A 13,299-nucleotide genomic window follows, 5' to 3' on the forward strand; every position below is an offset into this window, starting at 1 on the left:
TGAAACGGACGGTTTGCCCCATTGTCCAAAGCCTCAGGAGGCGGACATGAGCATTGTGGTTTTTAACCCCGACAGCACCGAAGACGTCGATTTCAGGGATCGTATGCGCCACCCGGCGACAGCAGATCCTGCCGGCGGCATGTGGCTTTCCGACACTGAGCCTTCCTTCATTGACGCAGTTGCGCTGAGAAAAGAACGGCTTGAGCGGCTGCGCAGTTGGATGCGCGAGACAGGCTATGGCGCCGTAGTTTTGTTCGATCCCTACAACCAGCGCTACGCCACCGGCTCACGCAACATGTTCGGCTATTTCCTGCGCAATTCGACACGCTACTTCTTCATCCCCACCGAAGGGCCGATCGTGCTGTTCGAGTATCCACAGAGCTACCATGTCTCCATGGTGCTCGACACAGTCGACGAGGCCAGGCCTTCGAAACTGGTGTGGTCTTCGGTCTCCGGCCGAGACGACGAGACGGCCGGGCCTTTCGCCGACGAAATCGCTGATCTCTTGAAGACCCATGGCGGCGGCTCGATGAAGCTTGGGCTGGACCGCTGCAGCCACCTGCAAGCGCTGGCGCTGCAAAAACGCGGCTGCGACGTGAAGGATTGCCAGGGCGAGATACTGGCCGTGCGCGCGATAAAGACGCCGCAGGAAGTGAAATGTCTCGTCGCTTCGATGGCTGGCGCAGAGTCCGCGGTGGCGGCGGTGCGAGAAGCAATCAAGCCAGGCGTCGCCGAGAACGAACTCTTCGCCATCATGTATCACGAGGTGATCCGGCAAGGCGGCGAGTTCATCGAGACGCGGCTTTTGACTTCTGGCCAGCGCACCAATCCATGGTTCAACGAAGCGAGCGGTCGCAAGGTGCGGCCTGGCGAACTGGTGGCGCTCGATACCGATACGATCGGCTGTTATGGCTATTATTCGGATTTCTCCCGCACCTTCCGCTGCGGTCCAGGCAAGCCGAGCGACTATCAGAAGATGCTTTACGGCATGGCCTACGACCAGGTGCAGCACAACATTTCGATTGTGAAGCCAGGCATGGCGTTCCGTGAGATCGCGGAAAAGGCATGGAAAATTCCCGACCGTTTTGTCGACCAACGCTACACTTCCGTCATGCACGGGGTGGGCATGCACGGCGAAACGCCTTTCATTGCCCATTCCATGGACTACGAAACCTATGGTCGCGACGGCATCATGCAGCCTGGCATGGTGGTTTCCGTGGAAAGCTATATCGGCGAGAAGGGCGGGCGCGAGGGCGTTAAGCTGGAGGACGAGGTTTTGATCACCGAAACGGGGACGGAATTGCTTTCGCGCTTTCCCTATGAGGATGAATTCCTAGAAGGGCATGCATGATGAAGGCGCCTGTTTCTATCCCCCGTGGTGCGGCGGCCGCCATTTTCATCGACCTGCAGGAAGAACACCGCAAGGACAGCCGCTATCTGGTCGAGGGGTTTTCCGACTTGCTCGCCAATGTGCAGCGGCTGCAGGCGGCGGCACGGGCGAACGGCGTGCCGCTCTTTCATTGGGCCTATGTCGTTGATCTCGATACGCAGGAGCGCCCATTCCATCCGCTCGATGGCAACGGCAAATCGGCATTTTCCAGCAAGGACGATCCGCTGACGGCGATCTGCGCCGAAGTGGCACCAATCGAAGGCGAAACATTGCTGGTCAAGGCGCACGCCAGCGCTTTCCGCGCACCGGAGGCTGTCGAACTTCTCAGGGCGCGCGGCATCGAGTGGCTGATCGTTGCCGGGGTCTGGACCGAGGCCTGCGTCGACGCCACGGTGCGCGACGCGGTGACCGCCGGTTTTCGCGTACTTCTCGTCAAGGATGCCTGCGGCAGCGGAAGCGCTGCCATGCACCAAACAGCGATCCTGAATCTTGCCAACCGCCTTTATGGCGGCGCGGTGACCGATACCGGTACTGCCTGCCGGCTGATGGCTGGCGAAGTGGTGGCCACATGGCAGATCGAGGGTTCGGTGCCGATGCGCTTTACCTACGAAAATGCTGCGGAACTCTACCAATCGCTTTGAAATGCCGACGGGAGCGGAACCGCCGGAAATTCCGACTGGATCTCGAGGGACGATGGATCGCGGGAAATACGCGCAGCTGCTCGATCCGGAGTACTGGGCCTACATCGACGCGGTGAATGCACGGCATTTCTCCGCGAACGCTGGCATGCCCGTGGAACAGGAACGTGCCCTCTATGACGAAATGGCGGCCGCCTTTCATACCGGCCGCCCTGCCGGCGTCGAGACCGAGGACGGTGCGATCACGTTGGCGGATCGCGCAATCCCGTTTCGCCGTTATCGGCTGGATGGCCGCTCGCCGCGGGCGGCCATCCTCTATTTTCATGGCGGTGGTTTTGTGTTTGGCGGACTGGATAGTCATGATGACATCTGCGCCGACCTCTGTGGCGAGACCGGCTTTGCGGTGATCTCCATAGATTATCGCCTGGCACCGGAATATTTGCATCCCGCAGCTTTCGAAGATGCTGTGGCTGCTTTCGACTGGCTTGTGGCGGAGACCGAACTTCCGATCGTGCTGTGCGGCGAGAGCGCGGGCGGCAATCTGGCCGCCGCGGTGGCACACGCCACACGCGGCAGAGCGAGACCGGCCGTTGGCCAGGTCTTGATCTATCCGAGCCTTGGCGGCGACCCTTCGGCTGGGTCCTATATCGAACATGCCGAGGCGCCGTTGTTGTCGACCGCCGACCTCGCCTTTTACAAGCAGGTGCGCACAGCGCATACGCCACGAGGGGATGACGCGACACTGGAACCGCTGTGGGACAGTGACTTCACAGGATTGCCGACAACAGTGATCGTTGCCGCCGAATGCGATCCGCTGTCGTTGGATGGCGAAATTTATCGGAACCGCATTCTTGCCGCTGGCGGCACAGCGGCCTGGCTCAACGAAAGGCGCCTCACGCACAGCTTCTTGCGCGCTCGCAAAAGCACTTTGCGCGCAGGCGAGGCGATGGCTGATATCGTTGCGGCTCTTGTGGCACTGGGGGAGGGCCGCTGGCCGTACTGATCTCCTCGCGGTTGCGCGTGGCTGAGAGTGCGATCTGATGAACTACGGAACAGCGCACAAGATTTACGGAAATCGGAACATTCCCGATCGGGCTCCGGACTTATGCTTCGCTCCTACCAAGAACGCCCGGCAGCCACCAAAGCCATCAACAAGCCGGGGTCAGGCAGGGGAAAGCCATGATCAAGCTAATGTTGACCGAAAGGCCGCTGCACCCACTCGCAAAACCGACAGCGCGTGACTTCAAGACAGGCCTGATGAATCGGCGCGAATATCTCGCCACTATGGCTGCACTTGGCGTGAGTGCGGCCGGCGCCTTTGCAATAGGCGGTATCGCACCGACACCTGCCCGCGCCGAAGAACCAAAAAAGGGCGGCGTGCTCAGAGTTGCCATGAACGTCAAGGGGTTCAAGGACCCGCGTACCTTCGACGGTGTCGAAATGTCGAACGTTGCGCGCCATTGTAACGAATATCTCGTACGCTGGAACCGCGACTTCAGCTTCGAGCCCTGGCTATTGGAAGCCTGGGAGATGAGCAACGATGCCAAGACGCTGACGCTGAAGGTGCGCAAGGGCATCTCATGGTCGAACGGCGATGCTTTCAATGCTGACGACGTCATTCACAATCTGAACCGCTGGTGCGAGGCCGATGTCGCCGGCAATTCGCTAGCCACGCGCATGGGCGCGCTGGTTGATGCCAATTCCAAGAAAGCGGTTGCTGGCGGAATAGAGCGGGTGGACGACCACACCATTCGCCTCAACTTGCCGAAACCGGACATTTCGCTGATCGCCAGCATGGCCGATTATCCGGCGTTGATCATGCATCGCTCCTATCAGGGGGATGGTGATCCGAAAAAGGCGTTGGCCATCACAACGGGTCCGTTCGAACTGATGAACTGGGACGCTGAAACCGGCGCCGAGGTCAAGCGCAAGGATAAATGGTGGAAGGGCGAGGTCTATCTCGACGGCATCAAATGGGTGGACTACGGCTCGGACCCGAACGCGATGCTGTCGGCCTTCGAATCCGGCGAGATTGACACCAACCACGAGACCTCTGCTGACATTCTCTCTCAGACCGAGGCGATCAGGCTCGGCCAGTCGGAAATCGCCACCGGCTCGACCATCGTGGCGCGTTTCAACGTCAACAACGCACCCTATGACGACGTCAAGGTAAGGCGCGCGGCGCAGCTTGCCGTCGACAATGGCGCTGTTCTGAAGATCGCGCTCGACGACCGCGGCAAACCGGGCGAGAACCACCATGTCGCGCCGATCCATCCTGAGTATGCCGATGTCGGTCCGGCCGAGCGCAAGGTGGCCGAATCCCAGACGCTGCTCAAGGAGGCCAGCAAGACCGACCATGAGTTCGACCTGATCTCGGTCGATGTCGAGTGGCAGAAATCGACCGGCGACGCGATTGCAGCCCAGATGCGCGAGGCGGGGTTGAAGGTGAAACGCACTGTACTGCCGGCCGCCACCTTCTGGAACGACTGGAGCAAATATCCGTTCTCCTGCACGGAATGGCTCGGACGGCCGCTTGGCGTTCAGGTGCTGGCGCTCGCTTACAAGACCGGGGCCGCCTGGAACGAAAGCGCCTATTCAAACAAGGCGTTCGACGAACTGCTCGACAAGGCACTGGCCATGCCGGACGCCAAGGAGCGGCAGGGGATCATGGGCAAGATCGAACAAAACTTGCGCGATGCCGGCATCATCATCCAGCCCTACTGGCGCTCTGTCTATCGCAGCTTCCGCAACGGCGTGCACAATTGCGAGCAGCACCAGGCGTTGGAACAACACTTCGAGAAGGTATGGGTGGAGGGGTGAGGGCTTGGCGGGGGCGAAGTGCGAACCCAACAGGGCCTAATGCGTTTCAAATCTCGGAACGCGCACAATGCACTGGCAGTGTTGCGTTCTCATTTCGGTCATTTGTACGGTCCAAATTGTTTCCCAAAACCGGACATCTCCGGTGTGAATAGTCGCACTATTCGAATCTCTCGTGGTGCGCCATTTCACTGTAGAAGTATAAACGCCGAAAACCGCCGATTGTACGCTAGAAGCGGCAACAAGAGTTCGCAGCAGTTCCGACTTCGATCCCATGATACGCACCTCGTCGTCGGCAACTTCGGCACGCTGAGCCAGTGCGTGTAGGTGATCGCGGCGGTAGCCGCCGTTTTCCAACCGCATACGGCTGGCGCGCCGCACGGGCGAAGGTTTCGACCATATCGAGGCTGACAGCCTGATTACCGATACTATCAAGCGCGGCCTGGGCGCGCTCGGCGTCGGCCTTCGCCTGATCGCGAATTGCCTTGAGGGCCGCTATGCGCTCTTTCAGGGCCTCGTTGTTCAGATCGTCCACGCCGGATTCAATGGCGTCAAGCATTTCCAGATTTCGTCAGTTCATATTTCAATTCAGCCTCATCTTGGGATTCAGACGTATAGGTAGAGGCCACTTTGGGGAGGTTAAACCACGAGAGCCACTCGCTAACCATTGCAAGTCGTTCCCTATTAACAGAATACACTCGCGTTCTGCCGCTGCGGTTATGCTGAATCAGGCCAGCGTCCTCTAGCACGCGAAGGTGTCTTGTAGTGGTGGGCCAGGTGTGTGCGAAGCGGCCGGCAATCTCGCCAGCCGTTGCTTGATCGCGAAAATGTATGGTCATCAGAATTTGCCGACGTGCAGGATGCGCAAGTGCCGTGACCACGACATCGAGAGCCGCTAGCCTTGCCGCTGCATCAAATGTCAAAGCAGCTCAACCTCACAAATCGTCATATCCTCTAGAACTGGCCCCATCGGTTCCCACACAGACATAACTTCCGGGGTTTGATGAGCGACATCGCTAGCACCGCCGTTAATCCAGACGAAATACTCGATGTACTGCTCTCGCTCCTTGCGTATGTCATACGCCTTCCACACCTTGAATGGTTCCGAAGTAACTAAGCCCGACTTACGGAGAGCGCTTTCATGTCGCTTCACCAACTCCAGAAGCTCAGCTTCTTTGCCTTTGCGCGGAACGTAAGTGACTATGTTGATTACAGGCGCATCGGGATTTTCCCGCAGCCTAGCGCGATGCTCATGCTCGGTCATACCACAGCCTCCTTCAAAAATGGACATCAACAATTAGCACCTAGGCTAATAGAATGTCCAGATGTTAGTTTGCTGGCACGCTAGATACCACGTGGTGGGGTCGCCGTCCGCAGCCAGAGTTTGATGCGTACAACGAGATCTCCGGCTACACGCAACGCGTCCAGGAAGAGATTCTCAAGCGCTGCGATGGAGATCTTGAGCGTCTCGACGAGCTGGTCGAGGAGGCCCAGGAAGGGGTCTTCGACATCCGTCAGCGTGGGGCAGCCTCCCGGTGTCAATTGGTCAATGACATCGTTCAGGGGCGATTTTTGGAGTCCGAGTTCCCCGACCTTGTTAAGTCCGCCGCGCGCATCACTGGCAGCCCGGCGTCGAGATCGTCCATATTGCGCAACGCCGCGACGTCCTTTTGGCGTGCGCTGGCACATATTGACGAGTGAAGGGGCTATGCTGGCGCCAAATTCAGTTCCTGGTCGCTCATCAAACTGGATTTTATGCGACGAGCCGATCGTGCAAAATTCAATCAGCACCCCTGGCTGCTGGGAGCGCTTCGTGGAGCGGAAGATGCCACGTTTGTAGAGGATTCGCCCGTGAACCGTTTTGGGGAATCGGGCACAATGGTAGTGGCTTAATCAAGCGGGCGAGGTGCTCATGGAACTTCGCGCTGAGATTTGATGACGGCGCGAGCCAATATTTTGGATTTCTATCCCGTGACGTGCTTCCTTAAAATTGTAGCCTCATGGTTTGAGGCGTAGTCAATTCGGGCGTTCGTGGGAATTTCTCGCGCCAGATGAACGAAGCAAAATCGGCCTCTTGGCAAACCGAGTTGGTGACCGAGCAGAGCTCGGCGCTATTTCGTGGCGTAATTCCGGGTGTCTGCGCCGCGGGATTGGCGGCGTTAGCCGCGGCAGCCTTGGTCCTGAAAGCACAAAAATGACGGATGAGGCTGTTACCGCCGGCCAAAGAGGGGAATAGACGTTACAGTAGGCTAATGCCGCCGCCAAACGTTCAAGGCCTTTGCACGTGCCTGGCAACGCTCGCGGCGTTGGCTCCGTGCCACGACGTGCGCCAACCATAAAATCTAGCCGACTAATGGACCCAATTGAGAATGAAGAGGATCGTTCAAACTTCGTGAGGCAGACGAAGGGGCTCAGTTTATCAGCCCGGCGATGTCCACGGAGGTTGTTGGTACACCTCCGCGTCGGCTGATCGACAGCCAAGTGTTCGGGTCCTGCTGCGACTGGCGTTTCAGAAAATAGTAACCGGTCGCGTTCCAGGGCCTGATCGCATTGACCAGATTGTCGAGGATGAGGTCGCCCTTGTCGGTCTTGACCGTCAGGATCGTGTGGCCCTCGTTGTTCAGGTCGCGCACGATCGTCATCAGCAGCGCCTGCCGGGGGAAACCTGCTTCCATGAGAAGCTTGCGCTTGTAGAGCGCATAGATCTTGCAGTCGCCCTTGCCGTCCACCGGATAATCCCAATGGTCCATCATCGTGCCCCAATGCTCGAAATTGCTGATGGGCACGATGTAGTTGTTGGCCTTGCGGTTTATCCGCTCAAGGGTGCGCAGGTTCTGCGCGGTCAGCTTGAGGGCCACGGCCGGCAGGGCTGGCACCTTGCATTCTTCCGGCCGGCGGCCGCAGAAATCGACCCAGCCATAGGGAATGCTGGTAGCCCCTCCGACAGGGGCAAAGCTGGCGTCAACGACTGGTCTGTTCGTTGGCGCCATCCTCAGGAGGGTCGCCGATGGCCTGAGCGAGGGGTACCGCGCCTCGGTGGCTGCCGTTCGTTCGAGAGAACCGGCATATGTCAGCGATACAAAGCCGACGAGAAACGAGGCGGCCAGAATAGCAAGCGAGCGCAACATCACCGGTACCGCCACATCAAGAGTTAATGCGAGCGATGCTGCCCAGCGTCACTTTGTTGCCGCGCCTTCACCGCACGGAGGACTGTGCCAGAAGCGCGTTTATTTGAGGGAAAATGGCCAAGTATTATCTTAGTAAAATTCGTGGTCAATAAGCATAAAATTTGAAATATCAAATTGTAAATCTAATTACCTGTCCGCTCTGTTCGAATAATCAGGCGGCGCTCTCAAGACGCATGGCACGTGCGGCGACATCGTGATCGGCGTGGTCTCTTCGGTCATTGCCGAGAAGCCGTGCCAGAGGCGTGACGCCCCCTTCTTGTACCTCGCTACGATAGGACGGGGCGGTCCGCTTGGTCTCGGATCTCGTGTGTTGCGGCCATCCGCGCCAGTGGCCCTTCTGATGGCGGAGGCGTTTGAGCGATTGGCTTGTTGCGTCGCTTCGAAGCGGGTTCGATAAATGGCCTTTTCGGGTATCTCGAATGTCATCAGGTCCCGGTTGTCAGATCGTGCCTGGAAATCATAGAGCGCGCCGATCGACTGGATCGTGCGCCGAAAGGCGGGGTGCACGCTGACGTCGCCGGCCGGTTGGCCGTTGATGTAGACCTGCCTGCCGTCTCTCAGCATCTCGATATGCTGTGCCCCGGTCTTGATCATCTTACCCTCCGCGATAGGTGGTGCTCAATAATCAGTAGTGAATGTCCAGTGGCCAAAGCGGCGCCGTGAACTCGGTTGGCTGCAGCGATGCGTAGCGCCCCTTGCTGAAAACCAACGGCTGCCGGTCGGCGAAGCGACGGAAATGCGTCACCCTGGCAATGAACAGGACATGGTCGCCAGCGGCGTGCCTGGCCCATGGCTCGCAGTCAAACAATGCCGCCGCGCCGGGCAGCACCGGGGCGCCCGAGCGGCCGTGCTCGAACCGCACGCCCTCCCATTTGTTGGAAAGCGGTCGCGCGAAACGGTTGGAGATGTCCTTCTGGTTTTCGGCAATAACATTGATCGCGTAGCTGGCCGCTATCTCCCATAGCGATAGGCTTGCCGAACGGCGATCGATGCTGAACAGGACGAGGGGCGGATCCAGAGACAGCGAGTTGAACGAACTCATCGTCATGCCGAGTTGCTCGCCGTCTGCCAGACAGGTGACGACGCAGACGCCGGTCGGAAACTGCCCCAGTGCCTGCCTGAAGGCACGCCCGTCGAAAGCCGCTTCCTGTTCGATGATCATGTCCGGCACCTTCCGCACCGATCTGTTAAGTCACCGAATCAACTCACCAAAGTCCGTTCCACGCCGCGCACTTGCCGCCTCGTTTCTATGGCCTGTGGCCGCGGGCCTGCGTACGGCTGTCGAACGCGGCGCCCCAGCCCACCGCCATCGGCAGCCGCAAGGCGACGAGGGTCTGCGCCAGATGTTCGGCAACGGCGGCGGCGGCTTGTTCGGGCTGCCCGCTGCGTATGCCCTCGACGATCGCGGCATGCTCGGCGAGCACGCTTTCGGCGCGTCCGCCAGACATCGAGATGGCATGCACGCCCATTCGCAACTGTCGGTCCCGCAAGCTCTCGTAGAAGTTGGCAAGTACCGGATTGCCTGCCGCGCGCACGATGGTGCGATGAAAATCTCGATCGCATCCGAAAAAGGCAACCGGGTCATGCTGCACTTCGAGTTGCTGGGCGATCAGCCTGTCGAGCTCTCCGGCCAGCAGCTCGCCAAAGCCTGCCGCCTGCCGCGCGCACCACTCTTCCACCAGGCCGCGAGCCTGCATGACCGCTTCAATCTCGGCCTCAGCAATCGGCGGCACGTAGGCGCCCTTCTTTGGCACGATCTGCACGAGGCCGTCGGCCTCAAGCCGCAAGAGTGCTTCGCGCACCGGGGTCCGCGACGTTCCCGTTTCGCGGCAGACCTCCGCCTCGGTAAGGAACGTGCCCTCGCGGCTGGGCAAGGTGAGCACATGCTGCTTTAGCCAACGGTAGACCACGTCCTGCGCAGCATCACCGCGTTGCCCGGCGGAAGAGCGTTCTGATTGACGCCGATCACTCATAGGCAAGATGTATACATGTTGTTGATCAGCGTTTCAAGTTGCAAGTTGGATGCTTCGACTGCGGACCAGGCTGAGAGCATTGCGTCGCGCCGCATGTGACCGTGTTCAACAAGTCGACCCCGGAAGGTTCCTCGCTTGCCACGCGAGGTGTTACGCGACATCGCTAAATCCAACAAAGAGCGACCGTCTCAGTGGTAGCGCAAGAAAGTAGAACCGCTGTTTGCGCACCTCAAGCTGGATCTGTTCCGACGACGAGGCCCCAACAGCCGCGCGACGAGTTCCACCTCGCTGCCACCGCCGTTCGGCCCAACGAGGACTTCATCAACTGCACGAGGTGGAGCTTGGACACTAATGGCAGCGACGGGATCAACTGGATTCTGCGACAGGGAACGCCTCGATGAGGCTTGCCGTTGAGGACGTTAGGATCACGCGTCTCAGCTTGAACCCCGCCGCGGTAAGCAGGCTGGCATATTCCTCTTCGGACCGCTCGCGTCCCCCGTTGGTCAGCACGAGTTGCTGCACGTCCAGCATCTTGCCCCACGACGGCGCATTTCCCGGGGCAAGAATATGCTCGATGATCAGAAGCCGGCCATTTTGCCCGATGGCTTTCCTGCAGTTTCGCAGGATGGCGATTGCGTCTTGATCGCCCCAGCCGTGCATGACGCGCCGCATTAGGTAAAGATCGCCCCGCGCAGGCACGCTCCGGAAGAAGTCGCCGCCGACAACAGAACACCTCGTCGCTAGGCCGGCGCGCTCGATCATCGTCTTCGCGCTTTCGGCGACGTGAGGCGTCTCGAAGAGCACGCCACGGGCATTCGGGGCGTGAGCCAGGATCGCGGTGAGCAGCGAACCCTGCCCGCCGCCGACATCGACGATCGTGTCCGGCCACCAATCGTAGGCATCGACGACTACCTTGTTCTCCTGCCGGGCACGATCGGTGATTGCGGCATCGAAGATCGCGGCGGCTTCAGGGTGCGTGCTTAAGTAGTCGTAGAGTCCTGCGCCAAAAACATAAGGGAAGGCCGCTTCACCGGTTTGCACCGCGTGGAGAAGCTCTCCCCATGGGCGCCAGAGCATCTCGTCGCCGAGCATGACCGCGAAGGCGCGCAGGGAGACGGGTGCCGTTGAGCGCAATCCATCGGCGAGCGGCGTGAGGCCGAAACGGCCCTCTGTATCCTCCGCGAAGACGCCCAGGCCTGCCAGCATCCGCAACAGCCTATGAAGAGCCTCGGGATGGGCCCCCGTGACCGTCGCGATCTCGGATGGGGTTTTCGGCCCGCCTTCCAGGACGTCCGCAATACCAAGCTTGGCCGCGACATGCACCGCTTGGCCGATCCAACCTCCGGCCGCCATATAAAGCAGCGTCATGGTCGCGGAGGTATTGCCGTCTTGTCGTGGTACCTTTCCACGCGACATGTCTTCCTCCGCTTGCGGTGCGAGGCTTTCGGGCGAGAATAGCCAGCGGCGACCACGATTAACAGTCCGCAGAGGGGACGAGCGCTGCCGTGCTCGGGCCAGACCTGGCGAATATGTCAGCGGGCAGCCGGCAAGCCAGTCCGCTTCCAGGCTCTTTGCCGCCGTTCCGCTTCTGGCTCCAGAACAGCGAGCAGTCCTGCGTCGGATGTCCGCCAGCGAGGCCTCTGCCGGACGGAACCTTCCCGGTAAGGAGCTAGAGGCAGCGTCAGACGACGACATTCGAAGTCAGAGTGCCGAAGGGAGCTTCCGCTGGCGGCATCGCTTTGATTTCACCTATCCACATCGTTCCGGCCACCCTAAGAGAATGGACTTGGTGAATCGCATCGGAGTGACCGGAGATGGGTGATAGCGTCCAGAAAACCATAACCACCTGGTACGTTGACCCCGACGCGGAAAACCGCATGTCGGACGGCCATGCGCCGATCTGGCGCCATCTCATCGACGTGATGGTCGAACGCGATCTGTCAGAAAAGAGCGTCCTCGATTTCGGCTGCAATCAGGGCGGTCTGCTGCGCCATCTCCATGCCATCAGGCCGTTCCGCAAGGCGCTTGGTGTCGACATCGCGGAACAGTCGATAGCCAGGGCCGAGGCCCTCAAAGGGAATCTTCCTATCCAGTACGCCGTCGGGGGAACGGTCGAGGGCTGGGTCGAGGAATTCGATCTCGCGATAAGCCACGAGGTTATCTACCTCGTCGAGGATATCGACACCCATGCCGCGGATATCTTCAAAGCCCTGAAGCCCGGCGGCGTCTACTACGCTGTCACCGGCTGCCACACCGACAATCCGCTCTGGCCGAAATGGCGCGAACTGGTGGCAAAGCGGACGAATACCGTCGTGCAGGATCGGTCGATTTCCGACTACGGCCGAACGTTCGCCAAGGCGGGTTTCGAGGTTTCCGGCCGGAAGCTGGAATATGATGGGTTCATCCCCTTCGTCGAGGATGGCTGGACGCCGGATTTCGCCGACGCCCTCGACTACTACACCCAGACAAAGATTATCTTTCGTCTCGTCAAACGCCTGGGCTGAGCGCTCGGGCAAGTTCGACGTCGAAATGCGGCGGCTTGTCGGGGCCGACCTCGACGAACTGCCCTTTCACCCTGAATGTCTTTTCGATCAGGCCGCTCTCGGCCAGCGCCCTTGGCTTGCCGTCGAAGCGTAGTTCTCCTTTCTCGAGCAGGGAGATGCGGTCGCTGACGGCAATCGCCTGGTTGATGTCGTGGATCGCCATGACGACCGTCACACCCTTCTCCCGGCTGAGGCGGTGAACAAGATCCAGGACCTCCACCTGATATCCGATATCCAGGAACGACGTCGGTTCGTCGAGCAGCAGAATGCCTGCCTCCTGCGCGAGGGCTGCGGATATCCAGGCGCGCTGCCTTTCGCCGCCGGAGAGCTCCTGGAGCGTTCGGTCCGCCAGACTGGTCAGGCCGGTGCTTTCCAGAGCCCATTCGATGGCCTCCTCATCACGACGCACGTAGGACCGGAAGAGCCCAACATGGGAAAAGCGGCCCTGCCGCACGAGTTGCGCGATCGTCATCTCGCCGGGAGCGGAAGGTTGCTGCGGCAAGAAGGCGAGCTTCCTGGCTATGGCACGACGCGACATCGACGCCACCGGCATACCCTTGATCGCCGCGTGTCCGTCGGCAGGCGTTATGAGGCCGGCAAGCGCTTGCAGGGCCGTGCTTTTGCCTGAACCGTTCGGGCCGATCAGCGCCCGGATTTCGCCTTTCTGCAAGGACAGCTCGAAACTGCTCAGCGCCTGGCGCTGGCCATACCGAACCGACAATTGCGAGCAGGTCAAAGGCATGCGCTTTT

The 13,299-nt window shown here is 59.8% G+C and carries 15 protein-coding genes; 5 read left to right on the plus strand and 10 right to left on the minus strand.

Going from position 1 to position 13,299, the window contains the following annotated elements; genetic code table 11:
- Window positions 1–46: 46 nt before the first annotated feature.
- From QFZ88_RS18205 to QFZ88_RS18220, 4 genes are all read left to right on the plus strand, one after another.
- The gene (locus tag QFZ88_RS18205) at window positions 47–1,351 is read left to right on the plus strand and encodes a M24 family metallopeptidase (RefSeq protein ID WP_065997578.1); all 1,305 of its coding nucleotides are present in this window, start codon (window positions 47–49) and stop codon (window positions 1,349–1,351) included.
- Window positions 1,351–2,031 carry an isochorismatase family protein gene (locus QFZ88_RS18210; RefSeq protein WP_065997760.1) on the plus strand — a complete coding sequence of 227 codons (681 nt, stop codon included), beginning with the start codon at window positions 1,351–1,353 and terminating at the stop codon, window positions 2,029–2,031. The genes QFZ88_RS18205 and QFZ88_RS18210 overlap by 1 nt, the downstream gene beginning before the upstream one ends.
- A gap of 52 nt (window positions 2,032–2,083) precedes the next feature.
- On the plus strand, window positions 2,084–3,031 hold the full coding sequence (locus QFZ88_RS18215; protein ID WP_065997577.1) for an alpha/beta hydrolase: 948 nt from the start codon (window positions 2,084–2,086) through the stop codon (window positions 3,029–3,031).
- Between the two features lie 179 nt (window positions 3,032–3,210).
- Entirely contained in the window at window positions 3,211–4,848 is a 1,638-nt protein-coding gene (locus QFZ88_RS18220) for an ABC transporter substrate-binding protein (protein WP_065997755.1), read from the plus strand.
- 226 nt (window positions 4,849–5,074) lie between these two features.
- On the opposite strand, the gene QFZ88_RS18225 is transcribed toward QFZ88_RS18220, so the two are convergent.
- From QFZ88_RS18225 to QFZ88_RS18260, 9 genes are all read right to left on the minus strand, one after another.
- A complete protein-coding gene (locus QFZ88_RS18225; RefSeq protein ID WP_137901761.1) occupies window positions 5,075–5,404 on the minus strand; it encodes a hypothetical protein in 330 nt (109 codons plus the stop codon).
- The gene (locus QFZ88_RS29560) at window positions 5,397–5,726 is read right to left on the minus strand and encodes a metalloregulator ArsR/SmtB family transcription factor (RefSeq protein WP_353844571.1); all 330 of its coding nucleotides are present in this window, start codon (window positions 5,724–5,726) and stop codon (window positions 5,397–5,399) included. Before QFZ88_RS29560 ends, QFZ88_RS18225 begins: the two co-directional genes overlap by 8 nt.
- 38 nt (window positions 5,727–5,764) lie before the next feature.
- Window positions 5,765–6,109 (minus strand): hypothetical protein, encoded by a 345-nt coding sequence (locus QFZ88_RS18230; protein WP_083237693.1) that lies wholly within the window; start codon window positions 6,107–6,109, stop codon window positions 5,765–5,767.
- A gap of 80 nt (window positions 6,110–6,189) precedes the next feature.
- On the minus strand, window positions 6,190–6,636 hold the full coding sequence (locus tag QFZ88_RS18235) for a hypothetical protein (protein WP_137901762.1): 447 nt from the start codon (window positions 6,634–6,636) through the stop codon (window positions 6,190–6,192).
- Window positions 6,637–7,256: 620 nt separating this feature from the next.
- On the minus strand, window positions 7,257–7,835 hold the full coding sequence (locus QFZ88_RS18240; protein ID WP_137901763.1) for a transglutaminase-like cysteine peptidase: 579 nt from the start codon (window positions 7,833–7,835) through the stop codon (window positions 7,257–7,259).
- Between the two features lie 324 nt (window positions 7,836–8,159).
- Entirely contained in the window at window positions 8,160–8,627 is a 468-nt protein-coding gene (locus QFZ88_RS18245; protein ID WP_065997572.1) for a 4-hydroxyphenylacetate 3-hydroxylase N-terminal domain-containing protein, read from the minus strand.
- 31 nt (window positions 8,628–8,658) lie between these two features.
- On the minus strand, window positions 8,659–9,195 hold the full coding sequence (locus QFZ88_RS18250) for a flavin reductase family protein (RefSeq protein WP_065997570.1): 537 nt from the start codon (window positions 9,193–9,195) through the stop codon (window positions 8,659–8,661).
- Between the two features lie 85 nt (window positions 9,196–9,280).
- Window positions 9,281–10,006 (minus strand): GntR family transcriptional regulator, encoded by a 726-nt coding sequence (locus QFZ88_RS18255; protein ID WP_083237692.1) that lies wholly within the window; start codon window positions 10,004–10,006, stop codon window positions 9,281–9,283.
- Window positions 10,007–10,372: 366 nt separating this feature from the next.
- Window positions 10,373–11,422 carry a methyltransferase gene (locus tag QFZ88_RS18260; RefSeq protein ID WP_167523844.1) on the minus strand — a complete coding sequence of 350 codons (1,050 nt, stop codon included), beginning with the start codon at window positions 11,420–11,422 and terminating at the stop codon, window positions 10,373–10,375.
- Between the two features lie 398 nt (window positions 11,423–11,820).
- Between QFZ88_RS18260 and QFZ88_RS18265 the strand changes: the two genes are divergently transcribed.
- The gene (locus QFZ88_RS18265) at window positions 11,821–12,510 is read left to right on the plus strand and encodes a class I SAM-dependent methyltransferase (protein ID WP_065997565.1); all 690 of its coding nucleotides are present in this window, start codon (window positions 11,821–11,823) and stop codon (window positions 12,508–12,510) included.
- Here the strand turns inward: QFZ88_RS18265 and QFZ88_RS18270 are convergent.
- The gene (locus QFZ88_RS18270) at window positions 12,494–13,291 is read right to left on the minus strand and encodes an ABC transporter ATP-binding protein (protein WP_065997563.1); all 798 of its coding nucleotides are present in this window, start codon (window positions 13,289–13,291) and stop codon (window positions 12,494–12,496) included. The genes QFZ88_RS18265 and QFZ88_RS18270 overlap by 17 nt on opposite strands.
- Window positions 13,292–13,299 lie beyond the last annotated feature (8 nt).

The sequence above is a fragment of the Mesorhizobium sp. YL-MeA3-2017 genome (assembly GCF_030814575.1).
Taxonomy (GTDB): domain Bacteria; phylum Pseudomonadota; class Alphaproteobacteria; order Rhizobiales; family Rhizobiaceae; genus Mesorhizobium; species Mesorhizobium terrae.

Bases quoted from the DNA above. Each gene is read 5' to 3' on its own strand.
- QFZ88_RS18205 (WP_065997578.1), top strand. From the start codon at position 47: ATGAGCATTGTGGTTTTTAACCCCGACAGCACCGAAGACGTCGATTTC.
- QFZ88_RS18210 (WP_065997760.1), top strand. From the start codon at position 1,351: ATGAAGGCGCCTGTTTCTATCCCCCGTGGTGCGGCGGCCGCCATTTTC.
- QFZ88_RS18215 (WP_065997577.1), top strand. From the start codon at position 2,084: ATGGATCGCGGGAAATACGCGCAGCTGCTCGATCCGGAGTACTGGGCC.
- QFZ88_RS18225 (WP_137901761.1), bottom strand. From the start codon at position 5,404: ATGCTTGACGCCATTGAATCCGGCGTGGACGATCTGAACAACGAGGCC.
- QFZ88_RS18230 (WP_083237693.1), bottom strand. From the start codon at position 6,109: ATGACCGAGCATGAGCATCGCGCTAGGCTGCGGGAAAATCCCGATGCG.
- QFZ88_RS18240 (WP_137901763.1), bottom strand. From the start codon at position 7,835: ATGGCGCCAACGAACAGACCAGTCGTTGACGCCAGCTTTGCCCCTGTC.
- QFZ88_RS18245 (WP_065997572.1), bottom strand. From the start codon at position 8,627: ATGATCAAGACCGGGGCACAGCATATCGAGATGCTGAGAGACGGCAGG.
- QFZ88_RS18250 (WP_065997570.1), bottom strand. From the start codon at position 9,195: ATGATCATCGAACAGGAAGCGGCTTTCGACGGGCGTGCCTTCAGGCAG.
- QFZ88_RS18255 (WP_083237692.1), bottom strand. From the start codon at position 10,006: ATGAGTGATCGGCGTCAATCAGAACGCTCTTCCGCCGGGCAACGCGGT.
- QFZ88_RS18260 (WP_167523844.1), bottom strand. From the start codon at position 11,422: ATGTCGCGTGGAAAGGTACCACGACAAGACGGCAATACCTCCGCGACC.
- QFZ88_RS18265 (WP_065997565.1), top strand. From the start codon at position 11,821: ATGGGTGATAGCGTCCAGAAAACCATAACCACCTGGTACGTTGACCCC.
- QFZ88_RS18270 (WP_065997563.1), bottom strand. From the start codon at position 13,291: ATGCCTTTGACCTGCTCGCAATTGTCGGTTCGGTATGGCCAGCGCCAG.